This is a genomic window from Dietzia sp. SL131, from assembly GCF_026672565.1.
Classification (GTDB): Bacteria; Actinomycetota; Actinomycetes; order Mycobacteriales; family Mycobacteriaceae; genus Dietzia; species Dietzia kunjamensis.
In genome coordinates this window covers 1,440,083-1,464,706 of sequence record NZ_JAPPRI010000003.1, presented here as the reverse complement: position 1 = coordinate 1,464,706, position 24,624 = coordinate 1,440,083, and the positions used below count along the sequence as shown (strand labels likewise).

Here is a 24,624-nt window from a genome sequence, read left to right as displayed (position 1 = left end):
TGATGACCGGCGCGAGAAGAGCCCGGCCCCGTCGTGACGGGCCGGGCTCTTCTCGTCTGCGGGTTCTCGTCGCCCGTCGGCGGGTGGCCGCAGGTGGGGCGCGTCGGCGGGTGTCCGCCGGTGGGGCGCGTCAGCGGGTGTCGACCGCCTTCTCGGCTGCCTCCGCCCACTCCTTCCACTGCGCGGCCTGGGCCCGTGCGCTCTCGGCGTCCTTGTTCTTGCCCGCAGCCTCCGCCTTCGCGGCCTGCTCCTCGAAGTCATGGACCCGGTCCCAGAACTGGCCGGCGCGGGCCTTGGCCTCCGGGTCGGTACGACGCCACTCCGTGTCCGCCGCATCGGCGACACGCTTCTCCAGGGCCCGGATACGCCCCTCCAACTGACCCATCCGCTCGCGCGGGACCTTGCCGATCTCCTCCCACCGCGACTGCAGCTGCCGGAGAGCGGACCGGGCGGCGCCCAGGTCGGCCGTAGGATCGATCCGGCCCTCGTACTCGGAGAGCAGGGCCTCCTTGGCCTGGGCGTTGGTCTCGAACTCGGCGTCCCGTTCCGCAGCCGCGGCATGGCGGGCGTCGAAGAACGTGTCCTGGGCGGCCTTGAACCGCTTCCACAGGGCCTCATCGGCCTCCCGCGGGGCCCGGCCGGCGGCCTTCCACTCGTCCATGAGACGACGGAACGCCGTGGCCGTGTCGTTCCAGTCGGTGGACCCGGACAGGGCCTCCGCCCTCTCCACCAGGTCCTCCTTGACCTTCTTGACGGAGGCGCGGTTGCGGTCAAGTTCGGCGAAGTGCGAGCCCCGGCGACGGTTGAACGCCTCCCGGGCCTTGGAGAACCTCTTCCACAGGGCGTCGTCCGTCTTGCGGTCGATACCCCGGATCGTCTTCCACTCCTCGAGGATCTCGCGCAGACGGTCCCCGGCGGACTTCCACTGAGTCGACGACGCCCCGATCTCCTCGGCCTCGTCCGCCAACGCCTCCTTCCGCGCGATCGCGGCCGCCCGCTGCTCGTCCTTGCGCTGCTTCGACACGGCCTCGACCTCGCCGGAACGCTCGATCACCGCAGCCACACGCGCGGCGAGAGAATCGAGATCGCCCACGGCGACGGCGGTGGGGATCTGTTCCGCCAGGGTCTCCGCCGAGGCGCGGGTCTTCCTGGCGTCCTGCGGATGGGACTCGAGACGGGTCTCGAGCAGAGCGACCTCGGCGGCGAGGTCATCGAAGCGCAGACCGAAGTGCGCGAGGCCCTCCTCGGGAGCACCGGCCTGCCACGACCCGACCTGACGCTCACCGTCGGAGGTCCGGACGAACACCGCGCCCGACTCGTCGACGCGACCCCACTGCGACGGGTCCGAGGCGCGCGTGACCCCCGGGGTACCCGCGGGGGTCGGCCGCGGTACCACCTTGCGTGCCAGCGCGGCGGGGGATGGCGCACCCGGCCTCGGACCGGGGATCGGGGTCGCTCCGCCCGAACTCGATCCGCTCTGGGCGGTGGGTGACTGCTCGGTCATGTCGTCCTCGTTTCCTTCTGCCGCGTGTCACGGCACCATCACCGGGATCGCACCGGTCATCGCCTCGCCGCCCCGTTTCGAGGAGACGGCATCCTCCTAGTGTGTACCAACCTCCGCCCGGGTGTCCGGCGTATCCCCGCGGTATCCCCGGACGGGTCCGTTCCGCGGTGTCGGGGGCGGTCAGTAGGGTTTCCGGGTGTGAGCCCCTCTGTCGTCCTGGTCCCCGGAGCGCCGGTCCTCGTGCCGGAGCTGTCCGGCTCTGCGGTCGCCGAGACCGAGGGCGGTGTGGCCGCGATATGCGAGATGCTCCGCCGGGCCGGGCGCGGCGCGGCACGGGTCGTCGTCCTGGGGACCGACCGCGCGGGCAGAAGCCTGGGGGAGATGCGCTCCTCGCTCTCCAGGTGGGGGGTCGACGTGCCCGTGGGTCCGCCCGGTTCCCCGCCGGCGCCGCAGGGGGCGGTTCCCGACCCGGCGTTGATCGCCTGGTGGCTGCTCGACCTCGCGGGTATCGACCTCCCGAGGAGGTTCTTCGGCGTGACCGGGGGACCGCAGCCCGTCCCCACGCCGGTGTCGGACGACCTCGTCGTCGTCGACGCCGACGGCCCCGCCTCCCTCACTCCGCGTGCTCCCGTACCGGAGGATCCCCGCGGTATCGCCCTCGACGGGCGGCTCGCCCGGTGGTTGCGCGCCTCCGGCGAGCTCCCGGACCCCGGCGAGCCGGTGGCCGACGAGATCGGCTGGTGGAGCCGGCCCGCGTGGCGCGTCCTGGCGGAGCTCGTCGCGGACCGCACGGCTGTCGAGGCCCTGTCCTGGGCGCCGTTCGGGGTGGGGTATCACAGCGCGTGGTGGCCACCGGTGGCGGCCGCGCACGCCGCGGTGGGTGACGACGCGCCGGCCGCCACTCCCGGCGAACCCGGGGCACCGTCATGACCGGGCGTGTTCCCGTCGCCGTGGTGGGGCCGACCGGGACGGGGAAGTCCGAGCTGGCGCTCGGCCTCGCCGAGCGACTCGGCGGGGAGATCGTCAACTGCGACGCCATGCAGCAGTACCGCGGGATGGACATCGGGACCGCCAAGCTCGCGCCGGCTCAGCGGCGCGGGATCCCGCACCATCGGCTCGACGTGCTGGAGGTCACCGAGACCGCCAGTGTCGCGGACTTCCGTACCGAGGCGGAACGCGAGATCAGCGAGATCCGCGATCGCGGCCACGTGCCGATCCTGTGCGGGGGGTCGATGATGTACATCCAGGCGCTCGTGGACGGGTGGTCGATACCGGACACGGACCCGGAGGTCCGGGCCCATTACGAACGTCGCCTCGAACAGATCGGGGTGCAGGCCCTGCACGCCGAACTCGCCGTGGTGGACCCCGAGGCCGCGCAGACCATCCTCCCCAGCGACCCCAGGCGCACCGTGCGCGCGTTGGAGGTCGTGGAACTCACCGGCAAGCCCTTCTCCGCCTCCCGACCGACGATCGGGGAGCCGCGCTGGGGCACGCGCATGCTGGGCCTGCGCTGCGGTCTGCCGGAACTGGACGAGAGGCTGACGACGCGTACGGCCGCGATGTTCGCCGACGGGCTCGTCCCGGAGGTCCGCCGGCTCGTGGGAGTCGGACTGCTCCGGGGCGTCACCGCACGGCGCGCGATCGGGTACGCCCAGGTGCTCGACGAGATGGACGGGCAGCAGCGGATCGACGACGCCGGGGCGGCCCGCGCCGAGGAACGGACGGTGATCGGGACCCGCCGCTACGTCCGTCGCCAGCGGTCGTGGTTCGGCCGGGATCACCGGATCCGGTGGATCGACACCGACACCCACGGACGCGACGCCGACGCACCCCGCCCGCTCGAGGCTGCGCTGGGGATCCTCGGGGAGGGCCGGCGGTGAGCAGCCCCGGACCCGGGCGGCCGCGGGTCCAGTCCGTCGACCGGGCCTTCGACCTACTCGACGCGCTGAGCATCCGCGGGGGTCGGGCGAGCCTCGGGGACCTCGTCGCCGACACGGGTCTGGCCGCCGCCACCGTCCACCGGTTGTGCGGCACGCTCGCGGAGAGCGGTCACCTCCGGCGCGACGCGGGCCGCGACTATCTGCTGGGACCGCGTCTCCAGCGGATCGGCGACGTCGCCGGACGCGCCACCGCGTCCTGGGCCGTGCCGGTGCTCACCGCCGTGGTCGAGGGCACCGGGGAGACCGCCAACCTCGCCGTCCGGGAGGGCGACGGGGTGGTCTACCTCGCCCAGGTGCCGTCCCCACACTCGATGCGGATGTTCACCGAGGTGGGACGACGGGTGGACGTGCACTGCACCGCGGTGGGCAAGGCCCTGGTCGCGGGCGACGACGACGACGAGGTCCGCAGGATGCTCGCCAGGGCGGGCATGCGCCGCTTCACCGACTCGACCATCGTCGAGCCCGACAGGTTGATCGAGGAGCTGCGTGTGGTGCGACAGGCGGGGTTCGCCACCGATGAGTCCGAGCAGGAGGAGGGCGTCCGCTGCGTCGCCATCGCGGTGGGTACCGGGGACGCCGCCTTCGCGGTGTCGGCATCCGGGCCCGAGGCCAGGTTCACGCGCGATCGCCGCGACGCCGCCGTCGCGATCCTTCGTGCGGCCGTGGCCGGGCTCGTCCCCTGATCTCGCGTCCGGCGAGCACGCCCGCCCGCCGGACGCCATCGGGCCGGGCGCAGGACGCCCGCGGCCGTTAGAGCGGCGAATCCGCCACCCACCGCCCGGATCCGGCCCCACCGGCGTGGGATCGGAGGTCGGGCGGAGGTGGCGGATTCTGCGGGTCGGCGGGTGGGCCGGCGCCGGTCTAGCCCGCGTTGGCGGCCTTGAATTCGCGACGACGGCGATGCAGGATCGGCTCGGTGTAGCCCGACGGCTGCTTGGTGCCCTCGAGGATCAGTTCCCGGGCCGCCTGCCAGGCGATGGACTTCTCGAAGTCCGGTGCCATGTTCCGGTAGGCGTCGTCGCCGGCGTTCTGCTTGTCGACGATCTCGGCCATCCGGCGCAGCGAGTCCTCGACGTCGTCGGCGGTGATGATGTCGTGGCGGATCCAGTTGGCCAGCATCTGCGAGGAGATCCGCAGGGTGGCGCGGTCCTCCATGAGGTTGACGTCGTGGATGTCCGGCACCTTGGAGACGCCGATGCCCTGCTCGACCCACCGCACGACGTAGCCGAGGATGGTCTGGCAGGAGTTGTCGACCTCTTCCTTCTTCTCCTCGTCCGTCCAGTCCGTGGACGGGGCCAGGGGGACGGTGAGGATGTCGTCGACACTCGCGCGGGCACCCCCGGCGAGCAGCTCTTCCTGCCGGGTCATGACGTTGACCCGGTGGTAGTGGGTGGCGTGCAGCGTGGCGCCGGTCGGGGAGGGCACCCACGCGGTGTTGGCGCCGGCCTCGGGCTGGCCGATCTTCTCGGCGAGCATCTCGGCCATGAGGTCGGTCTTGGCCCACATGCCCTTGCCGATCTGGGCGCGGCCACGCAGGCCGCACGCCAGACCCGTGTCGACGTTGAAGTCCTCGTAGGCGTTCATCCACCGGGCGCCCTTCATCTCGCCCTTGCGGATCATCGGCCCGGCCTCCATGGAGGTGTGGATCTCGTCGCCGGTCCGGTCGAGGAAGCCGGTGTTGATGAACACGACTCGTTCGGTGGCCTCGGCGATGCAGGCGGCGAGGTTGACCGAGGTGCGACGCTCCTCGTCCATGATGCCCACCTTGAGGGTGTTCTCGGGCAGCCCGAGGAGCTTCTCGACACGACCGAACAGCTCGGTGGTGAACGCGACCTCCTCCGGCCCGTGCTGCTTGGGCTTCACGATGTAGATCGACCCGTGTCGGCTGTTCCGGCGCTCGTTGCCCTCGGCGATCCCGTGCATGCCGGCGAGCGAGGTGACCAGTGCGTCGAGGATGCCCTCGGGCATCTCGTTGCCGTCGGCGTCGAGCACGGCCGGGTTGGTCATCAGGTGGCCGACGTTACGCACGAACAGCATCGAGCGGCCGTGGAGACGGACTTCACCCGAACCGTCGGGCGCGGTGAAGACCCGGTCGTCGTTGAGGACACGGGTGAAGGTCTTGTCGCCCTTGGTGATCTCCTCGGACAGGTCTCCCTTCATGAGCCCCAGCCAGTTGCTGTAGCCCTGGGTCTTGTCCTCGGCGTCGACGGCGGCGACCGAGTCCTCGAAATCCATGATGGTGGAGACGGCGGACTCCAGGACGACGTCCTTGACGCCGGCGCCGTCGGTCGAGCCGATGGGGGAGTCCGGGTCGATCTGGATCTCGATGTGCAGACCGTTGTTGCACAGCAGGACCGAGGACGGGCTCGAGGGCTCGCCGAGGTAGCCCACGAACTTCTCCGGGGCCGCCAATCGGGTGCTCGACCCGTCGGACACGGTCACCTGCAGGCCTCCGTCGACCACGGCGTAGGCCGTGGAGCCCACGTGGCTGCCCGACGCCAGCGGTGCGGCGTCGTCGAGGAACTCACGGGCCCAGTCGATGACCTTGTCGCCGCGGACCTTGTTGTACCCCGAGCCCTGCTCGGCGCCGTCGGACTCCGGGATCGCATCGGTGCCGTAGAGGGCGTCGTAGAGCGAACCCCAGCGGGCGTTACCCGCGTTGATCGCGAACCGGGCGTTCATGACCGGCACGACGAGCTGCGGGCCGGCGACCGTGGCGATCTCCGCGTCGACGTTCTCGGTCGTGACGGAGACGGACTCGGGCTCGGGAACCAGGTACCCGATCTCCTGCAGGAACGCCTTGTAGACGCCCGGGTCGATCGGCGCCGGGTTCTCGTGATGCCAGGCGTCGATCTGGGACTGCAACCGGTCGCGGGTGTCGAGCAGTTCGCGATTGCGGGGGGCCAGCTCGGTGAAGATCTCGGAGGCGCCCGCCCAGAACGCGTCGGGATCGACCCCGGTGCCCGGGATCGCCTGGGAGTTGACGAAGTCGTACAGGACCTCGTCGACCTGGATTCCGCCGACAGTGATGCGTTCGGACATCGATGCTCTCCTGGAGGTAGGGGACCGTTCTCCAAGTCGACTCTAGTGGGCGTACCGTCCGGCATCATCCGACATTTCCACAGTGCGGAACGGTCCCCGCCGGCGAGTACGATTTCGCCATGACTTCGACGCGCCAGGCCTCGCAGCCCGACGGTATCGCCTTCCTCAAGGGCCACGGCACCCTCAACGACTTCGTGATCCTCCCGGACGATCAGGCCGACCTGGACCTCGACGTGTACCTCGTACGAGCACTGTGCGATCGGCGTGGCGGAATCGGCGCCGACGGAGTCCTGCGGATCGCGACCGCCGGAGCCCTCGTCGACCGCGGCGTGCTCGCGACCCTGCCGCCCGGCGTGGACGGTGCGGACTGGTTCATGGACTACCGCAACGCCGATGGTTCCATCGCGGAGATGTGCGGCAACGGGGTCCGGGTCTTCGTCCACGCCCTCGTCGCGACCGGGAGAGCGGAGGCCGGCTCGATCCCGGTGGGCACGCGGTCAGGGGCCCGCCCCGCCGAGGTCCTCTCACACTCGGGTGTTGACGCGGTGGTGCGGGTGGACATGGGGGAGCCGCGTCTGCTGGGTCTGTCCTCGGCGGAGGTCGGTGGCCGGACCTTCGCGGGACTCGCCGTCGACATGGGCAATCCGCACCTCGCCTGTGTGGTCCCCGATCTGGACGCCGCGGGCCTCGCCGGGCTGCCGGTGCAGGAGGCCCCGGTGTATGACCGGGACTTCTTCCCCGACGGCGTCAACGTCGAGATCGCCACCCCGATGGTGGACGGTCGGGTCTCGATGCGGGTCCACGAGCGGGGATCAGGGGAGACCATGTCCTGCGGAACCGGAATCGTCGCGACCGCGGTCGCCGCGCTGGCCGACTCGGGGGAGGCGACGGGCGACGTCGTCGTGGTGGTCCCCGGCGGCGAGGTGGAGGTCTCACTCACCGAGGCCGGGTCCTCGCTCACTGGGCCGTCCACACTCGTCGCCCGCGGTCATTACCACCGTGGTCGGTAGCACACCGTCTCGCACGGGACACCGGGGGCCCGGTGTGAGAAGATGAACCCGAATGACTACTGATCACACGGCCGCTGACCGGCCGACACGCGACCTCGATCCGTCCATCGGTGATTTTCAGCTCGAGGAGAGATCCTCGATGCGCCGGGTGGCGGGGCTCTCCACCGAACTCCAGGACGTCAACGACGCCGAGTACCGCCAGCTCCGACTCGAACGGGTCGTGCTCGTCGGTGTCTGGACCGAAGGGTCCGCCGCGCAGGCGGACGCCGCGATGGCCGAGCTCGCCCAGCTCGCCGAGACCGCGGGATCGGAGGTGTGCGACGCGCTCATCCAGCGGCGTGACAAGCCCGATGCCGCCACCTACATCGGGTCGGGCAAGGTCAGCGTCCTCAAGGACGTGATCGCCGCGACCGGCGCGGACACCGTCATCTGCGACGGCGAACTCACCCCTGGACAGTTGCTCGCGCTGGAGAAGGCGGTCAACGTGAAGGTCATCGACCGTACCGCGCTGATCCTCGACATCTTCGCGCAGCACGCCACCAGCCGTGAGGGCAAGGCCCAGGTGACCCTCGCCCAGATGGAGTACATGCTCCCCCGTCTGCGTGGGTGGGGCGAGTCGCTGTCGCGCCAGGCGGGCGGTCGTGCCGGGAGCAACGGCGGCGTCGGTCTCCGTGGCCCGGGTGAGACCAAGATCGAGACCGATCGGCGTCGGATCCGCGAGCGGATGGCCCGTCTGCGCCGGGACATCAAGGGGATGAAGCAGGCCCGGGACACCAAACGGCACCGACGGCGTTCCACTCCGGTGCCGTCCATCGCCATCGCCGGCTACACGAACGCCGGGAAGTCGAGCCTGCTTAACAGGATCACCGGAGCCGGCGTCCTGGTTCAGAACGCCCTGTTCGCCACACTCGACCCGACGACGCGCAAGGCCGAGTTGCCTGACGGCAGAGCAGTCGTCTTCACGGACACCGTGGGATTCGTCCGACACCTGCCGACCCAGTTGGTCGAGGCGTTCAGGTCCACACTGGAAGAGGTCGTCGACTCCGAGTTGCTCCTCCACGTCGTGGATGGTTCGGATGCCTTCCCGCTCCGCCAGATCGAGGCGGTGCGCAAGGTGATCAACGAGGTGGTCGAGGAGCAGAACGCGGAGCGGCCTCGGGAACTCCTGGTGATCAACAAGATCGACGCCGCGGATCCCGTGGTCCTCACCGAGTTGCACCACGCGCTGCCCGACGCCGTGTTCGTCTCGGCGGTCACCGGGCAGGGTGTCGACGAACTCCTCGAGCGAATCACGCAGATCGTCGCCTCGGGGGACACCGAGGTGACCCTGTCCGTCCCGTACTCCCGCGGGGACGTGGTGTCGCGGGTCCACGCCGAGGGCGCGGTGGTCGAGGAGGAACACACCCAGGACGGAACCCGGCTGGTGGTCCGCCTGCCCGCGTCCGTGGCCGGCGAACTGGACGAGTTCGCCGCCCGCGGTCCACATGACGGCGCCGCCTGACCCCTTCGGGGACGGGCGGCGCGTCGTTCGAACCGGGACTCAGAGTTTCCGGAACACTGTCACGACCTTGCCGAGGATCGTCGCGTGCTCGCCCGGAATCGGGCTGAACGACGGATTGTGGGGCAGCAACCAGACTCCGCTCGAGTCGTTCCGGAAGGTCTTGACCGTCGCCTCCCCGTCGATCATGGCGGCGACGATCTCCCCGTTGTCCGCGACGTTCTGCCGCCTGACCACCACGTAGTCGCCGTCGCAGATGGCGGCGTCGATCATCGACTCGCCGACGACCTTGAGCATGAACAGATCGCCTGATCCGACGAGGTCCGACGGCAGGGGGAAGATCTCCTCGACGGCTTGCTCCGCGAGGATGGGCCCGCCCGCCGCGATCCGGCCGAGCACGGGGACGTAGACGGGTTCGACCGCGCCGCCCGGACGCTGGGGCTCCGGAGCAGGTGACCGACGGCCCCGTGACTTCTGCCCCGGGACACCGTGGACGTCGACCGCCCGCGGCTTGTGCGGATCCCGCGTCAGGAAGCCCTTCTTCTCCAGCGTGCGGAGTTGATGCGCCACCGACGACGTGGACTGCAAGCCGACCGCGTCCCCGATCTCGCGGATGCTCGGCGGATAGCCACGCTCCTTGACGGTGTCGTGGATGTGGAGCAGAACGCTCTTCTGTCGGTCCGTCAGTGACTCGAAATCGGGCTTCGGCATCTCGTGTGGTCCCTTCGGCGAATGGATGTTCGACGCTGTGATCTGTCTACACCCTAGTGCCACGGGCTGCGGCGCGCCACACACGTGTTCGAAGAAATTCCTCCGTGGATCGTGACTGTGTCGGAGTCGCGTGATACAACTCTAGGGGAGTTCGGATTCGAACAGATGTACTGAGAAACACATACAGGTGTGCGAATCACGATCGCACACCGTATCGAGTAGGGAGCCACCATGACCGTTGTCGAGCTTCAGTCCCACCCACGTCCGGCCGCGCGGTGGACCGAGGTCTGCCCCGACGACCATCGTGGACGGGTCGCGCACCTCGACCGGCCCGGTGACGTGTCGGCGCGGTCCACCCGTGCGCCGCGACGCCCCCTGGCCCGACCGGAGGGCAGCCGGCCCGCCGTCACGTCCTCGCGTGCGGAGAATCTCGTCCGGCCGCGGGTGACCGCCCGTCCGGCCGCCGTCACGTCGGTCGCCCCGGGTCGCCGTGTGCTCGTGCGCCCGGTCTCCACGGACCGCGTGCGGGCGTGCCATGTCGAGGCCCCGGCGTCCACCGGGGTCGTCGACGACGTGCCGGCCTGGGTGCTACTGGCGTGCGGGATCGCATTCGGCGTGATCATGCTTCTCGCAGTGGCCTTCCTCGGTGGACCCGCCTACGCGTGACCGGGCAGCGGGCCTCCTAGAATGGACCGTGGGCGGTTGTATACCGCCCCCGCGTTCCGTCAGGCACGATCCGGGACGCGTGAACTCCGGTCGACGAAGGGCCCCACGGGAATGTACTGCCCGACATGCCACCACGAGGACTCTCGGGTAATCGACTCACGATCCGTCGACGAGGGTCAGGCGATCCGGCGTCGACGGGAGTGCCCCCGGTGTGGACACCGGTTCACGACGCTGGAGACGCCCCTGCTGACGGTTCTCAAGCGGAACGGGGTGACCGAGGCGTTCAGTCGGGACAAGGTCGTCCGGGGTGTCCGCCGCGCGTGCCAGGGACGATCGGTTGACGAGGACGCTCTGCGTCGCCTCGCCCAGCAGGTCGAGGACGCTGTGCGATCCGGCGGTGCGTCCGAGGTTCCCGCCCACGAGATCGGGCTCGCCATCCTGGGCCCTCTGCAGGATCTGGACGAGGTCGCCTACCTGCGGTTCGCGTCCGTGTACAAGCAGTTCAGCTCGGCCGACGACTTCGAAGGCGAGATCATCGCCCTCCGGGAGCGCCGCGCGAGCCGCTGACCGCTCGGCGTCATCGGGATGACCGCGGGGCGAGCGCAGACGCGACCGCCTTGTCGATCCGCTCTGCCGATACCGGCCGTGCGGTACCCAGTGACTGCGCGAACAGCCCCACCCGGTACTCGGCGAGCATCCACCGCAGGTCGCGGCACGCCCGTGCGCCACCCGGCCGCCGTCGCAGCGCGGCGCACGCCTCCTCGACGATCGACTCGGAGCGGTTCAGCTTCGCCGTGAGTTTGCCGTGCCGGGCGGGTGACTTCTCCGCGAGGTCCAACCGGAGGCCGACCGCCCGCACATGTCGCTCCAGATGTGGAAGCACATCCGAGGGATGGCGGGCGAGGAATCCGCGCCCGACGAGGAAGTCCAGCGAGGGACGGACCTCGTCGGCGACGTCTGCCGGCGCCGCCGCCAGACGGCCCGACACGGACTGGGCGGCCATCAGCGCGGGAACCGCCGACGAGATCGCGGACGCCACCGCACCGGGGACCTCCGCCCGCGCAGTGGCCTGGAGTTCGTGGAACTCCGCGACCGTGAGAACCGGTGCGCCCTTTCGCCGGGCGATGATCCGCCCACTCGCGGCGAGCGACGCATCCGAGACCAGGGATTCCATCCCGCCATGCGGGTACTGGGTGAGCGCGAGCCGCTGCTGGACCGGGCGACCGCGCAGAATCGATGCCGTCGAGACCAGGCCGCCCGAGACCAGCGTGAGCACCGCCGACGCCTGGGTGGATCGACGCTCGTCCTCCGTGGCGCACGCCACGAGGTGAATTCCGTCCCCACCGACGCGCAGGGCGGGGTAGACGGTCACCTCGACACCGTCCACCGAGCCGGTGACCGACTGCGGGAGGTCGCCGATGGTGTCGGATGTCCACTCCCGGCAGGGCCCCTTGTCGGGTACCAGACGGGCGTTGAGGGTCGCCCGTACCCTGTCCACCAACCGGGTCCTCAACTGCGCGAGATCCGTTCCGGACGCCACGACCTCGTCGCCGTCGACCACCTCGAAGCGCATCCGGAGGTGGCCCGGTAGCTGGTTCTGATCGAAGTCACGCGGGTCGACCGTGGTACCGATCCGGGCAGACAGCGCTCGCGCGAGAGCCACGGACAAGGGGGCGGACCGGGGCGAGACGTCTCCCGCCAACAGGGACGCGAATTCGGCGGGAGGTGAACACAGTCGGCGCAGATACTTGGGGAGCGTGCGGAGCATCTCCGTGTAGAGCTCCTCCCGCAGCCCCGGCACCAGCCATTCGAACCCGGCGGTGGTGACCGAGGACAGCTGCGGCAGCGGGATGCGCACCGTGATCCCGTCGGTGGTGACGCCCGGATCGAACGCGTACCGCAGTTCGAAACTCCGCTCTCCCTGACGCCAGAGGGGCGGGAAATCGGCGGCATCGGGCACCGCCTCGGAGGTGCGTATGTCCTCGGGGGTGAGACGGAGGGCCTCCTGGTCGCGATGACCACGCTTCTTCCACCAGGACTCCAGATGCCGGCCGGAGGTGATGTCCTCGGGCAGGCGATCGAGATAGAAGGCCACCAATGCCTCGTCGTCGATCACCAGATCCCGACGGCGGCTCCGCGTCTCCAGTTCACGGGCCTGCTCCACGGCCTCGGCGTTCTCGCGGATGACCGGGACCCGGGTGACCAGGCGTCCTTCCACGATCCCGTGGCGGACGAGCATCTCGCGGGCGAGCGGGGCGTCGACCCTGGAGAGCAGGATCCGCCGCGCCTCCACCACGGTCAATCCCAGCAGCAGCACCTTCTCATACGCCATCGCCGCACCCTGGGCGTCCGACCAGTGCGGTTCGGAGTACTGGGTGCGGGTGAGGTGACCCCCGAGTTGTTCGATCCACCCCGGATCGATCCGGGCGACGTCACGCGCCCACAACCGGGACGTCTCGACGAGTTCGGATGCCATCACCCAGCGGGGAGGCTTCCTGGACAGGTCCGACCCGGGGAACACCTGGAACCGGATGCCCCGGGTGCCCCGGAACTCGCGGGTCTCCTCGTCTCGCATACCGACATTGGTGAGCAGACCGGTCAGGACCGCCTTGTGGAGGTCGTCCTCCGCGGCGTGTCCGGACGCGGGATGCCACCCTCGTTCACGGCACATGCTCCGCAGCTGGGAGTTGAGGTCCTGCCACTCTCGGATGCGTAGCCAGTGCAGATACTCGGCCTTGCACATCTTGCGGAAGGCGCTGCCGGACAGCTCACGGCGCTGCTCGGTGATGTACCTCCACAGATTGAGATATCCGAGGAAGTCGGAGGTCTTGTCCGCGAAGCGGCGGTGCAGCAGGTCTGCCTTGTCCCGCTCCTCCGCGGGACGCTCGCGGACGTCCTGCACCGTCAGGGCCGCGACCACCACCAGCACGTCCGACAGCGAACCGTTGCGATGGCCCTCGACCACCATCCGGGCGAGTCGGGGATCGAGGGGGAGTGCCGCCATGTCACGGCCCACCTCGGTCAGGTGAGGGCGCTCGTCGTCGTCGACCCTGACCGCCCCGAGTTCGGAGAGCAGAGTGAGCCCGTCCCGGACGGCCTTGCGGTCCGGGGGTTCCACGAACGGGAAGTCGTCGACGGGGCCGAGGTCCAGATCCGCCATCGACAGGATCACCGAGGCGAGGTTCGTGCGCAGGATCTCCGGGTCGGTGAACTCCGGTCGCGAGTCGAAGTCCTCCTCGGAGTAGAGGCGGATACAGATCCCGTCGGCGACGCGGCCGCAGCGTCCCGCGCGCTGCGCGGCGGAGGCCTGGGACACCGGTTCGATGGGCAGTCGCTGCACCTTCGTCCGGGTGGAGTAGCGGGAGATCCTCGCCAGGCCGGTGTCCACGACGTAACGGATGCCGGGCACGGTCACCGAGGTCTCGGCGATATTGGTCGACAGGACCACCCGCCGGGTGGAATGGGCCCGGAACGCGCGCTGCTGTTCTGCTGCCGTGAGGCGGGCGAACAGCGGGAATATCTCGGTGCCCGGGAACTTCCGGCCCCGCAGCACCTCCTCGGCGTCGCGGATCTCACGCTCACCGGAGAGGAACACGAGTACGTCACCGTCGTCCTCGCGTAGGAGCTCCGCAACGGCGTCGGCGAGCGCGTCGAGGGGATCCAGGTCGACCACGCGATCGGCGTGTACGACCTGAAGGGGCCGGTACCGGACCTCCACGGGATAAGTGCGCCCCGAGACCTCGATGACCGGGGCCGGGCGCCCCTCCGCGCCGGCGAAGTGACGGGCGAAACGGTCCGGGTCGATCGTGGCGGAGGTGATGACGAGTTTGAGGTCCGGGCGACGGGGCAGGATCTGCTTGAGATACCCCAGCAGGAAGTCGATGTTGAGACTGCGTTCGTGGGCCTCGTCGATGATGATCGTGTCGTAGGCCCGCAGCAGCCGGTCACGCCGGATCTCGGCGAGCAGCACACCGTCGGTCATGAGCTTGACCGCGGTCTCGTGGCTGGTGCGGTCGTCGAAGCGGACGGCGGACCCGACCGGGCCACCGATCTCCACCCCGAGCTCGTGCGCGATCCGCTCGGCGACGGAGCGGGCGGCCAACCTCCTCGGCTGGGTGTGGCCGATCATGCCCTTGACCCCGCGCCCGAGTTCCAGGCAGATCTTGGGGATCTGGGTGGTCTTGCCCGACCCCGTCTCGCCGGCGATCACCACCACCTGGTTGTCCCGGATCGCCTCGGCGATCTCGTCCTTGCGGGCGCTGACCGGGAGCTGTTCCGGGTATCGGGGGGTGGGGATCGACTCGGTTCGGCGCCGCACGCGCTCGGCGGCCTCGTCGATCCGCCGTCCGAGGTCATCCAGCTGGTCGACGCGGGCACGACGGACCCTGGACCGGAGACGATGGGCGTCGAGGGTGCCGACATCGTCGAGACGGGCGAGGAGGTCGTTTCGGGCTCGGCGGAGATCGGGGGCGGCTGAGGAGGACGACGGCATGGTGCCGCAAGGATATCGACTCGCATCCCCGGGCTCCGACCGGCGCGGTCCCTAGTCGACGACGCCGTCCCGCCGACTCTGGATCCTCGCGTAGCGCTCGTGCAGCCGCTCCCGCACCTCATCGGGCTCGTAGGACCGCCGACGCCGCTCGGAACGGGCCGCCAGGATCCCCGTGGCGGCCACCCCCGCCGCACCCGCCGCGCCGATCACCTTGAGCCACTGTCGTCCTCTGGGAGCCATACGGCCGAGACTAGGCGGGTACGCACGGGCGGCCTGGCAGGATCGCGGTATGAGCGTCGACACCGTCCCCCTGGCCGCCGCGGCGCACCGCACCCGCACCGGGGACCTCTGGCTCTTCCGCGGCCGGAGCACGGCGGACCGGTTGATCCAGACCCTCACGAACGCGCCCGTCAACCACGTGGGCGTCGCGGTGGTCCTGGACGACATGCCGCCGCTGCTGTGGCACGCCGAGATGGGACGGGCGCTGCCGGACGTGTGGACGGGTCGCCACCAGCGTGGGGTGCAGCTGCATGACCTCGAGTCGGCTGTCCGGCAGTGGGCCGGGCCGTACGGCCAACGAGCGTGGTTCCGCCAGATCTCCCCGGAGGTGGGCGGGGAACACGAGGACGCGCTACTGGAGTCGATCGCCCGGTTGAACGGGGTGTCCTTCCCCTCCGCGGGACGTCTCACCGCGAGGTGGGCACGAGGACGGTGGGCGGCACGCGGGAAGCGGCCGGGCGTCACGGGGCGCAGTGACCGACCGGGGTCCGATGCCGGCGCGGCGATGCGTATGGAGGCGGCCTACTGCGCGGAGGTCGTGGGGGTCACCCTGGAGGCGATGGGTGTACTCCTGCCCGCGGGTGAGGCGAGTTGGTACGACCCCGGCCGTTTCTGGAGCGGCGACGACCTGCCCCTCGCACCGGGATGGGACTACGGACGGGAGATCGCGGTGACGGTCACCCGCCCAGGACGACCTCGCTGATATCGGCCTCGACCTCCTCCGGGGCCACCACGAGCAGTTCGTCGCCGGGCTCGAACGGAACGTCGGGTTCGGGGACGATCACCCGCCCGCCGCGCAGGATCGCGACGAGGGCGGCGTCCCGGGGAAACCGCACCCGCGACACCGACCGCCCCGCCAGCGGGGTCTGGTCCGGCAGCGTCACGCTCACCAGGTTCGCGCCTCCACGGCGCAGGGTCATCAGACGGACCACGTCGCCGACGGAGACCGCCTCCTCGACGACCGAGACGATCAGCCGGGGCGTCGACACCGCCACGTCGACGCCCCAGCGCTCGTCGTAGAGCCACTCGTTGCGGGGATCGTTGACGCGGGCGACGACCCGGGACACCGCGAATTCGGTCTTGGCCAACAGGCTCACCACCAGATTGGCCTTGTCATCACCCGTGGCGGCCACCACCACGTCCGCCGCCTGCACGTCCAACCGTTCGAGGACACTGAGCTCGCAGGCGTCGCCGACCTGTTGATCCGCCCCGTCGACCGGGTCGGCCGAGAACACGGTGGAGCGCTTGTCTATCAGCGTGACGTCATGGCCGCCGGTCACGAGTTCGCGTGCGATCGACCGTCCGACGACACCGGCTCCGGCCACCACCACCCGCATGGTCGCGGAGTACACGGTCCTGGCCGGGGCTCCGGCGAGCAATCCCGAGCCGTCGGCGTAGTCGGGGACGGAATTCTCAGACATCGGAGGGTCCTTCCTGCACCAGGTCGTCCAGTTCCGACACCGTCTGCGAGGGCACGACGATATGGAGGACATCGTCGGCCTGGACGAGCGTGTGAGCGTCCGGGAGGCGGCTCTCGCCGAAGCGGGTGACGGCCGCAGCACGTCCTCCGACCGCGGCCGCGAGCCGGTCGACCGGGACCCCGACCCACGCCGCCGGTGCGTCGAGGGCGACGAGGGACACGGAGTCCGTCTGGTCCCGCCACTCGACGGGACTCGACCCGGCGGTGATGTAACGGACCAGACGACCGGTGGCCCACGGAACCGTGGCGATGGTCGAGATCCCCAGTCGTTCGTAGACCTCTGCGCGCCCCGCGTCGTAGATGCGCGCTATCACCCGGTCGACGCCGAAGGTCTCCCGGGCGACACGCGCGGCGATGATGTTCGAGTTGTCCCCGGAGGACACTGCGGCGAATGCGTCGGCCCCCTCGAGCCCGGCCTCGGTGAGCACCGTCTTGTCGAAGCCCTGGCCGGTCACCGTGCGCCCCGAGAACTCGGCCGACAATCTGGCGAACGCAGCCGAGTCGCGGTCGATCACCACGACCTGGTGGCCGGCTGCGTCGAGTTCGACGGACAGCGCGGCCCCGACACGACCACAGCCCATGACGACGACCCTCATGACGAGTCCACTCCTCACGGCCCACGCACGTGAGCCAGTGACGGACACGCTACTCACACCCACGGATGCTGCCCGGCGGGGCTCGCGGGCCCTACGATATGTCGGTGTCCAGGATCTCGAAGGTCTCCGTGGGAACCAAGCGTCTCCTCGTGGGGCGTCCCTCGCGCAGCGACACCATCGGTGCCACCAGCCTCCGCAAACGGATCGCGTTGCCGGTGTTCGCGTCCGACGCGCTGTCCTCGGTGGCCTACGCCCCGCAGGAGATCTTCCTCGTGCTCTCCATCGCCGGGGTCTCGGCACTCACGTTCACCCCGTGGGTGGGACTGGCGGTGGCGGCGGTCCTTGTGGTCGTCATCGCCTGTTACCGGCAGAACGTCCGTGCCTACCCGTCGGGAGGAGGCGACTACGAGGTCGCCACCGTCAATCTGGGCCCCCGTGCGGGCCTGGCGGTCGGCGCGGCCCTGCTGTTCGACTACGTCCTCACGGTGGCCGTGTCGATTTCGGCCGCCGCCGCGACCATCGGATCGGCGATCCCGTTCGTCCAGTCCAGGGAGGTCCCGTTCGCCGTCCTGGCGATCATCCTCCTGGCGGCGCTCAACCTGCGTGGACTCCGTGAGACCGGCGCGATGTTCGCCGTCCCCGTCTACGCGTTCCTCGCGTCCATGACGGCACTCATCGCCTGGGGGTTGTTCCAGGTCGAGATCCTGGGTCGCGACCTCCGGGCCGAGTCCGCGGGATTCGAACTGGTCCCCGTGGACGGTGCGGAGGTGGCCGGACTCGCACTCGCGTTCGTCGTCGCCAAGTCGTTCGCGTCCGGATGTGCCGCCCTGACCGGGATCGAAGCCATCCACAACGGTGTCCCGGCCTTCCGGAAGCCGCGGGCCCGCAACGCCGCCGTGACGCTGGCCGTCCTCGGGGTCCTCGCGGTCTCGTTCCTACTCGGGCTCATCGCCCTGGCCGGCCGACTCGGGGTCCGTATCGCCGAGCAGCCCGCAGCACAGTTGATCGGGGCTCCGGAGGGATACCGGCAGAAGACGATGATCGCCCAGTTGGCTCGGCCGGTCTTCGCGGGGTTGCCGATCGCGTTCTACGCCGTCATCATCATCACCGCGCTGATCCTGGCGCTCGCCGCCAACACCGCGTTCAACGGGTTCCCGGTACTGGCCTCGGTCCTCGCGCGCGACAAGTACCTGCCCCGTCAGCTCGCCACCCGCGGGGACAGGCTGGCGTTCTCCAACGGGATCGTCCTCCTCGCGATCGCGGCGGTCGTGTTGGTCGTGGCGTTCGACGCCCAGGTGTCGCTCCTCATCCAGCTCTACATCGTGGGCGTGTTCGTCGCCTTCACGCTCGGCCAGCTCGGCATGGTCCGACACTGGACCCGGCGCCTGGGCCACGAGCGGGTCCCCGCCGTGCGTCGGCGGATCCACAGGTCCCGATCGATCAACGCCGTCGGGTTCCTCCTCACGGCCGGAGTCCTGGTGATCGTGATGGCGACCAAATTCCTCTCCGGCGCCTACATCGCGGTCCTGGCCATGCTCGGTGCCTTCGGGATCATGCGGCTCATCCACCGGCACTACGTCTCGGTCGCCCGCGAGCTCGACGACTCCTCGTGGGAGGTCGTCCTACCCAGCCGGACACACTGCGTGGTGTTGGTGTCCAAGCTGCATCTGCCCACCCTGCGGGCACTGGCCTACGCACGAGCTGCCCGGCCGGACTCCATCGAGGCGTTGACGGTGAACATCGACACCGCAGAGACCCGGGCCCTCGTACGGGAATGGGATCGCCGCGGGATCTCGGTTCCGCTCAAGGTGGTCGAGTCCCCGTACCGTGAGATCAACCGTCCCGTGGTGGACTACGTGAAGCGCGTGCGCGATCAGGCACCACGGGACGTGGTGACCGTGTACATCCCCGAGTACGTGGTGGGCCACTGGTGGGAGCAGATACTGCACAACCAGAGCGCGCTGCGGCTCAAGACCCGCCTGCTCTACGAGAGAGGTGTCATGGTGACCAGCGTCCCGTGGCAGTTGTCGTCCTCGGACGGCCGCGCTGAGCAGGCCCGCGACGAGCCCATCGTCGGACGCTGGGGTGGACCGGAGGAAAGATGACCCAGGACCGAGCGACCGACTGGACGGGCCGTGTGGTGCGCCTGCGCATGGAGGGGCCGGCGCACGGCGGCGAGTTCGTGGCGCGCCACGAGGGTCGGGTGGTGTTCTGCCGCGGTGGGATCACCGGCGAGCTGGTCGACGTCCTCATCGACGACGACCCCGGCCGCGCGTTCTGTCGAGGGACGGTGCAGGCGGTGGTCGAGGCATCCCCGGACCGGGTGGTCCCGACGTGTCCGGCGGCCGCCGCCGGCGCCGGCTGTTGCGACTGGACCCATATCGCGTCCGATGCCGCCCGCGGCTTCGCCGGCAGGATCCTGGCCGAGCAGGTGTCCCGGATCGGCCGGGTCGAACTCCGGGAGGGTCCGGTCCGGGTCGAGGTCCCCGGCGCGGATCCCGCGACGTCCGGCTGGCGTACCGCCGCCCGTTGGGTCACCGGCCCGGACGGTGTGCCGGGGGTGCGGAGGGCGCGCTCCCGCGAACTGGTGACCGAGCCCTGCGTCCAGCCCGATCCGCGTCTCCGTGATGCGGTCGCCGCCGCCACGTTCGCCCCGGGCCGCGAGGTGCTCGGGGTGCTCGGTGACGACGGGACCGTGCACATCGCACACCGCCCGGCCGTCGGCGACGCCCCGCGCGGCCGGGGCGGCCGGTCCCGCCGGTCCTCTGCGACCCGCGCCCGGGCGCGTCATTCGCGGGCGGTCGGCTGGGAGATCGTCGCCGGGGGACCGACCGTCGTGAGACGGGTGGGCGGCCACGAGTGGCGGTTGCCTCCCGACGCGTTCTGGCAGGCGCACCGCTCCGCCGCGAGCCACTACAGCCACGAGGTACGCACCGCGGTGACGCGCACCCCCGACCTGACCGACATCCCCGAGATCTGGGACCTCTACGGAGGCGCCGGGTTGTTCGCCGCCGGGGTTCGGGACGCGATCCCGGGCGCCCGCGTGACGGTCGTCGAAGCCGCCACGGCGTCGCTGCATGCGGCCACGGACACCCTCGGCGGCGCGCCCGGCGACGGCTCCGGCGGGGGAGTGAGGACCCTGCGTTCCCGGGTCGAGACGTTCCTCGAGGACCGCGACGACCCGCCGGGGGTCCACCCAGATCCGCAGGTCATCATCCTCGATCCCCCGCGCGGCGGAGCGGGGATCCCGGTCATGCGCCGGCTCGCGGCGACAGGTGCGTCCCGGATCGTGCACGTGGGCTGCGATCCGGCGAGTCTGGCGCGGGACATCGGCGTCCTCGTGGCCGCCGGCTGGACGCTCACGGACCTCCACGGGGTGGCGGCCTTCCCGGGCACCCATCACGTCGAGGGGATCGCCGTACTGGACTCGCCGGGACGCTCCTGATCCAGCACCGCAGGTAGGGGCCCACACGTCCGCCCGTGGGCGAGGTCGCGCGGCGCCAGCCCGTAGACTGACCATTCGACCCAGCAGGGTGTCGGTCACGAAAGGGGCAGTCGACAGCAATGAGCGTGCTCGAACAGGTTGACGGCCCCTCCGATCTGCGGCGGCTCGGCCCCGGGGAGTTGGCCGCGCTGTGCGGGGAGATCCGTGAATTCCTCATCCGTAAGGTCGCCGCGACGGGCGGGCACCTCGGCCCGAATCTCGGCGTCGTCGAACTGACCGTGGCGTTGCACCGTGTCTTCGACTCACCCCGCGACCCCGTCATCTTCGACACCGGACACCAGTCCTACGTCCACAAGATCCTCACCGGTCGTCGCGATCAGTTCGACGGGCTCCGCACCCGCGGGGGGTTGTCCGGTTACCCGTGTCGCGCGGAGAGCGAGCACGACGTGGTGGAGTCCTCGCACGCCACGGCCTCCCTGTCGTACGCGGACGGGATGGCCAAGGCGTTCTCGTTGCGCGGGGAGTCCGATCGGACCGTCGTCACCGTGATCGGCGACGGCGCGATGACCGGTGGCATGGCATGGGAGGCCCTCAACAACATCGCCGCCGCCAAGGACCGCCCCATGGTCATCGTCGTCAACGACAACGGCCGCTCGTACTCGCCGACCATCGGAGGGCTCGCCGACCGCCTCGGCGCGCTGCGGCTCCAGCCGGCGTACGAGAAGGCGATGGATCGCACGAAGAACGCGCTCACGGGCCGCAAGGACGTCGTGGGGAAGGCCGTCTACTCGGTGCTCCACGGCATCAAGACGGGAGTCAAGGACGTCGTGTCGCCGCAGGAGTTGTTCGCGGACCTGGGGCTCAAGTACATGGGGCCGGTCGACGGACACAATCTCGCCGCCACGGAGGCGGCCCTGCGCCTCGCGAAGGATTTCGGCGGCCCGGTGGTGGTCCACGTCGTCACCCGTAAGGGGATGGGCTACGTCCACGCCGAGAACAACGAGGCGGACCAGATGCACGCCACCGGGATCATCGATCCCGAGACCGGAAAGCCGCTGGCGACCTCCTCCGCCGTGGACTGGACGTCGGTCTTCTCCGAGGAACTGTGTGCGATCGGTGCCGAACGCGATGACGTCGTGGCCATCACGGCCGCGATGGCCGGGCCGACCGGTCTGGCCGCGTTCGGGGAGCGGTTCCCGGAACGGATGTACGACGTGGGTATCGCCGAGCAGCACGCCGTGGCCTCGGCGGCAGGGCTCGCGCTCGGTGGGCTGCACCCCGTCGTCGCGGTCTATTCGACCTTCCTCAACCGGGCGTTCGACCAGCTGCTCATGGACGTCGCGCTACTCCGACAACCGGTCACCATGGTCCTGGACCGGTCCGGCGTCACCGGCCCGGACGGTGCGAGCCACAACGGGATGTGGGACCTGTCGCTCACCGGCATCATCCCCGGGGTACGCGTGGCCGCTCCCCGGGACGCGACCACCCTCCGGCAGGAACTGCGCGAGGCGGTGGCCTTCGACGACGGTCCGACCGTCGTCCGGTTCCCGAAGGGGTCGGTCGGTGATGCTCTGCCCGCCCTCGCCACGTCCGAGGACGGGGTCGACCGCGTGCACGGATCCGGTGACGCCGAGGTCCTCATCGTCGCGGTGGGGTCGATGGTCGCGCCCGCCATCGCCGCCGCCCGTGCCCTCGGGACAGAGGGTATCTCGGTCGACGTAGTGGACCCCAGATGGGTCTACCCGGTTCCCGCGTCGATCCTGGACGCCGCCCGTGGACGCCGTCTCGTGGTCACGGTCGAGGACAATGGTCTGCACGGTGGCGTCGGGTCGGCGGTGGCGGCATGCCTGGACAACGCCGCGGTGCGGGTCGATCGGATCGCGCTGGGCATCCCGCAGGAGTTCCTCGACCACGGCTCCCGGGGGGAGATCCTGGCCGACGCAGGACTGACCCCCGAGGGGATCTCGGACAGCATCCGGACCCGACTGGGCTGACCCGGGCCGGATCGCCGGACGCGTGCACACGCGGGCCCGTACCCACGCGTGACAGGGGCGGCGCCGGCCGGTGCCGGTGGCCCGGACTCAGGAATCCGCGCGGAAGCTCCGCACCGCCTCGAGCAGGGGGTCGGTGGCCAGTTCGATCTGCCAGGCACGGGCGCTCTCGGTGAGCAGGACGTCGTGGAGCAGTTCCGCGTCGTCCCCGGACCGGGTCGTCGCCGCGCGCCACACCCACAGTCTCAGCGTCGAGGGTTTGAGCAGGAGCCCGGGCTCCAGACCCAGGTCGTCGGCGAGTGCGCCGATCCGTTCGCGGGCGATCTCGAGCAGCTCCGCCGCCTCGGGCTCGTTGCGCTTCCACGACGCGTGCGGCGGATGTTCGGCGGGCGGCCCCTGCCGGGAGGGCAGGTCGGCCCGCCCCAGCCCGTCGGCCCATTCGAGGGCGGCGAGCCATTCCCCGACGAGCCGTCGGCGGTGGGGGCCGTCGAACCCCTCGATCGCCAGCAGTGCGGTTCTGTTCGTCGGCCCCACCCTGGCGGCCTCCACGATCGCCGCGTCACCGAGGAGCCGCTTGGGGGCGATGTCCCGCTCGGCCGCGACCCGGTCCCGGGCCATCCACAACTCCCTGGCGCGCGCCAGTTGCCGGCCGTCGCGCAGGCTCGACAGCCGGGACAGTCGACGCCAGGGGTCCGGCGCGGCAGGTGCCGGGCCGGACTCCACCAGGTACCGACACTCCGCCTCGAACCACTCACGGCGGCCGAGCTCGTCGAGCCGCGGCAGGACCTCGTCCGCCAGTTCGTGGAGGAACAGCACGTCGTAGGCTGCGTAGTCCAACCACGCCGCCGGCAACGGGCGACGGGACCAGTCGGCGGCGGAGTGCGCCTTGGCCAGGCCGATCCCGAGGTGCTCCGAGATCATCGCCCCGAGGTTGACCCGCTCGGTGCCGAGGAAACGTCCGGCCAGCTCGGTGTCGACGAGCGAGGTCGGCGAGACCCCCAGCTCACGCAGCGACGGGAGGTCCTGACTCGCGGCGTGGAGCAGCAGGGGGCGGGTCGACAGGACGTCGGCGAGGGAGCCGATGGTCCGACCCGGGGTCTCCGGGTCCACGAGCAGGGCGGGGCCGGTGGGGGCGCGGAGCTGTAGGAGGAAGGCCCGGTCGGCATACCGGATCCCCGAGGCGCGTTCGACGTCGACCGCGACGGGGCCGGGCGAGGATCGCAGGGCGTCGGCGACCGCCTCGATGGCGGGGAGGGCGTCGACGAACTCGTACTCGGCCGGGGGTGGCTGTGCCCCGGGCGGGGTCTCGCCGCGGCGGCGCCCGCTCACGACCGCCGGTGCAGGGAGGTCACGCCGACGGGGGAGGCCGGCGGCCAGGGCGAGCGTCGTGCAGAAGGCGGACGCGTGGCCGGTCAGGTCGGGCTCGAGGGCGGTCCAGGACGCGCGCAGCTCGAGCTGGTGGGACTGGGGAGGACCGGCGATGTCGCCGTAGCGGACGGAGGCGGTGCTGGTGACGGTGCCACCGAGCGAGGTGTACGGCCCGGCCTGATCGCCGAGGGCCTCGGTGAGCCAGCTCCACGCCACCTGGGGCAGGAGCGGGTCACCTGCCAGCGAGGCCTCCATGTCGGCCTGGATGTAGGCCACGAGTCGGAGGGTGCCGTTCCACGCGTCGTCCCCGGAGGGGTCGTGCAGGAGGATGAGACGGCCGAAGGCGTCGCCGTCGGAGAATTCCGGGACGTCGTCGCCGGAGGGCGGGATGATCTCGACACCAAGTGCGTGACTGTAGGGCGCCAGTCGCTGCGGCGGGCGGATCGGGCCGACCGAGATCTCGGGGCGGACCTCGAGTCGCGACAGCGACTCGACCGCCTCCCGGAAGACCTCGGGCTCGCCGTCATTGACCGATGTACTCACGGGTCGTCACGCTAGCGACCGCCCCGGCGTGCCCCGAGGAGGCGCGCCGTCGCCTGCCC

Annotated in this window: 19 protein-coding genes; 11 read left to right on the top strand and 8 right to left on the bottom strand. The window is 70.6% G+C overall.

The window, feature by feature from the left end; translation table 11 throughout:
- Positions 1-130: 130 nt before the first annotated feature.
- On the bottom strand, positions 131-1,504 hold the full coding sequence (locus OVA21_RS07630; RefSeq protein ID WP_268092167.1) for a DUF349 domain-containing protein: 1,374 nt from the start codon (positions 1,502-1,504) through the stop codon (positions 131-133).
- A 198-nt stretch (positions 1,505-1,702) separates the two neighbouring features.
- Here OVA21_RS07630 and OVA21_RS07625 point away from each other — a divergent pair, with 198 nt between their 5' ends.
- From OVA21_RS07625 to OVA21_RS07615, 3 genes are read left to right on the top strand one after another with little or no spacing between them, the layout of a single operon-like run.
- On the top strand, positions 1,703-2,434 hold the full coding sequence (locus tag OVA21_RS07625; protein ID WP_268092166.1) for a hypothetical protein: 732 nt from the start codon (positions 1,703-1,705) through the stop codon (positions 2,432-2,434).
- Positions 2,431-3,384, top strand: coding sequence for a tRNA (adenosine(37)-N6)-dimethylallyltransferase MiaA (gene miaA / locus OVA21_RS07620; RefSeq protein ID WP_268092165.1), 954 nt, complete (start codon positions 2,431-2,433; stop codon positions 3,382-3,384). Before OVA21_RS07625 ends, miaA begins: the two co-directional genes overlap by 4 nt.
- Complete coding sequence (locus tag OVA21_RS07615; RefSeq protein WP_268092163.1) at positions 3,381-4,127, top strand: IclR family transcriptional regulator; 747 nt, start codon at positions 3,381-3,383, stop codon at positions 4,125-4,127. Before miaA ends, OVA21_RS07615 begins: the two co-directional genes overlap by 4 nt.
- A 178-nt stretch (positions 4,128-4,305) precedes the next feature.
- Here OVA21_RS07615 and OVA21_RS07610 read toward each other — a convergent pair whose 3' ends face one another.
- Positions 4,306-6,486 (bottom strand): malate synthase G, encoded by a 2,181-nt coding sequence (locus OVA21_RS07610; protein WP_120283419.1) that lies wholly within the window; start codon positions 6,484-6,486, stop codon positions 4,306-4,308.
- A gap of 119 nt (positions 6,487-6,605) precedes the next feature.
- On the opposite strand from OVA21_RS07610, the gene dapF reads away from it, so the two are divergent.
- Both dapF and hflX read left to right on the top strand, forming a co-directional pair.
- Positions 6,606-7,496, top strand: coding sequence for a diaminopimelate epimerase (gene dapF / locus OVA21_RS07605; RefSeq protein ID WP_268092162.1), 891 nt, complete (start codon positions 6,606-6,608; stop codon positions 7,494-7,496).
- A 52-nt stretch (positions 7,497-7,548) separates the two neighbouring features.
- Positions 7,549-8,997 (top strand): GTPase HflX, encoded by a 1,449-nt coding sequence (gene hflX, locus OVA21_RS07600; RefSeq protein WP_069389084.1) that lies wholly within the window; start codon positions 7,549-7,551, stop codon positions 8,995-8,997.
- A gap of 39 nt (positions 8,998-9,036) precedes the next feature.
- Here the strand turns inward: hflX and lexA are convergent, their stop codons facing one another.
- Complete coding sequence (gene lexA, locus OVA21_RS07595; RefSeq protein ID WP_371517770.1) at positions 9,037-9,747, bottom strand: transcriptional repressor LexA; 711 nt, start codon at positions 9,745-9,747, stop codon at positions 9,037-9,039.
- Positions 9,748-9,936: 189 nt separating this feature from the next.
- On the opposite strand from lexA, the gene OVA21_RS07590 reads away from it, so the two are divergent.
- Entirely contained in the window at positions 9,937-10,371 is a 435-nt protein-coding gene (locus OVA21_RS07590) for a hypothetical protein (protein ID WP_268092161.1), read from the top strand.
- Between the two features lie 111 nt (positions 10,372-10,482).
- Positions 10,483-10,938 carry a transcriptional regulator NrdR gene (gene nrdR / locus OVA21_RS07585; RefSeq protein WP_067717789.1) on the top strand — a complete coding sequence of 152 codons (456 nt, stop codon included), beginning with the start codon at positions 10,483-10,485 and terminating at the stop codon, positions 10,936-10,938.
- A 10-nt stretch (positions 10,939-10,948) separates the two neighbouring features.
- Here the strand turns inward: nrdR and hrpA are convergent, their stop codons facing one another.
- Both hrpA and OVA21_RS07575 read right to left on the bottom strand, forming a co-directional pair.
- On the bottom strand, positions 10,949-14,863 hold the full coding sequence (gene hrpA, locus OVA21_RS07580) for an ATP-dependent RNA helicase HrpA (RefSeq protein WP_268092160.1): 3,915 nt from the start codon (positions 14,861-14,863) through the stop codon (positions 10,949-10,951).
- Between the two features lie 51 nt (positions 14,864-14,914).
- Positions 14,915-15,103, bottom strand: coding sequence for a hypothetical protein (locus OVA21_RS07575; protein WP_067717794.1), 189 nt, complete (start codon positions 15,101-15,103; stop codon positions 14,915-14,917).
- A 49-nt stretch (positions 15,104-15,152) separates the two neighbouring features.
- Between OVA21_RS07575 and OVA21_RS07570 the strand changes: the two genes are divergently transcribed.
- Positions 15,153-15,845 carry a hypothetical protein gene (locus OVA21_RS07570; RefSeq protein WP_132061219.1) on the top strand — a complete coding sequence of 231 codons (693 nt, stop codon included), beginning with the start codon at positions 15,153-15,155 and terminating at the stop codon, positions 15,843-15,845.
- Here OVA21_RS07570 and OVA21_RS07565 read toward each other — a convergent pair.
- Together OVA21_RS07565 and OVA21_RS07560 are read right to left on the bottom strand one after the other, a co-directional pair.
- Positions 15,820-16,479, bottom strand: a complete 660-nt coding sequence (locus OVA21_RS07565) for a potassium channel family protein (protein WP_069389099.1) — start codon at positions 16,477-16,479, stop codon at positions 15,820-15,822. The genes OVA21_RS07570 and OVA21_RS07565 overlap by 26 nt on opposite strands.
- A gap of 76 nt (positions 16,480-16,555) precedes the next feature.
- Positions 16,556-17,218 (bottom strand): potassium channel family protein, encoded by a 663-nt coding sequence (locus tag OVA21_RS07560; RefSeq protein WP_069389080.1) that lies wholly within the window; start codon positions 17,216-17,218, stop codon positions 16,556-16,558.
- Positions 17,219-17,316: 98 nt separating this feature from the next.
- Between OVA21_RS07560 and OVA21_RS07555 the strand changes: the two genes are divergently transcribed.
- The 3 genes from OVA21_RS07555 (at position 17,317) to dxs (ending at position 22,657) form a co-directional block, all read left to right on the top strand.
- On the top strand, positions 17,317-19,323 hold the full coding sequence (locus tag OVA21_RS07555; protein ID WP_371517740.1) for an APC family permease: 2,007 nt from the start codon (positions 17,317-17,319) through the stop codon (positions 19,321-19,323).
- Positions 19,320-20,663, top strand: coding sequence for a class I SAM-dependent RNA methyltransferase (locus tag OVA21_RS07550; protein ID WP_268092159.1), 1,344 nt, complete (start codon positions 19,320-19,322; stop codon positions 20,661-20,663). The genes OVA21_RS07555 and OVA21_RS07550 overlap by 4 nt, the downstream gene beginning before the upstream one ends.
- Before the next feature lie 119 nt (positions 20,664-20,782).
- Positions 20,783-22,657: a 1-deoxy-D-xylulose-5-phosphate synthase gene (gene dxs / locus OVA21_RS07545; RefSeq protein WP_268092158.1), complete on the top strand. Its 1,875-nt coding sequence runs from the start codon at positions 20,783-20,785 to the stop codon at positions 22,655-22,657.
- An 87-nt stretch (positions 22,658-22,744) separates the two neighbouring features.
- Here dxs and OVA21_RS07540 read toward each other — a convergent pair whose 3' ends face one another.
- Positions 22,745-24,565 (bottom strand): DUF3000 family protein, encoded by a 1,821-nt coding sequence (locus OVA21_RS07540; RefSeq protein WP_268092157.1) that lies wholly within the window; start codon positions 24,563-24,565, stop codon positions 22,745-22,747.
- Positions 24,566-24,624 lie beyond the last annotated feature (59 nt).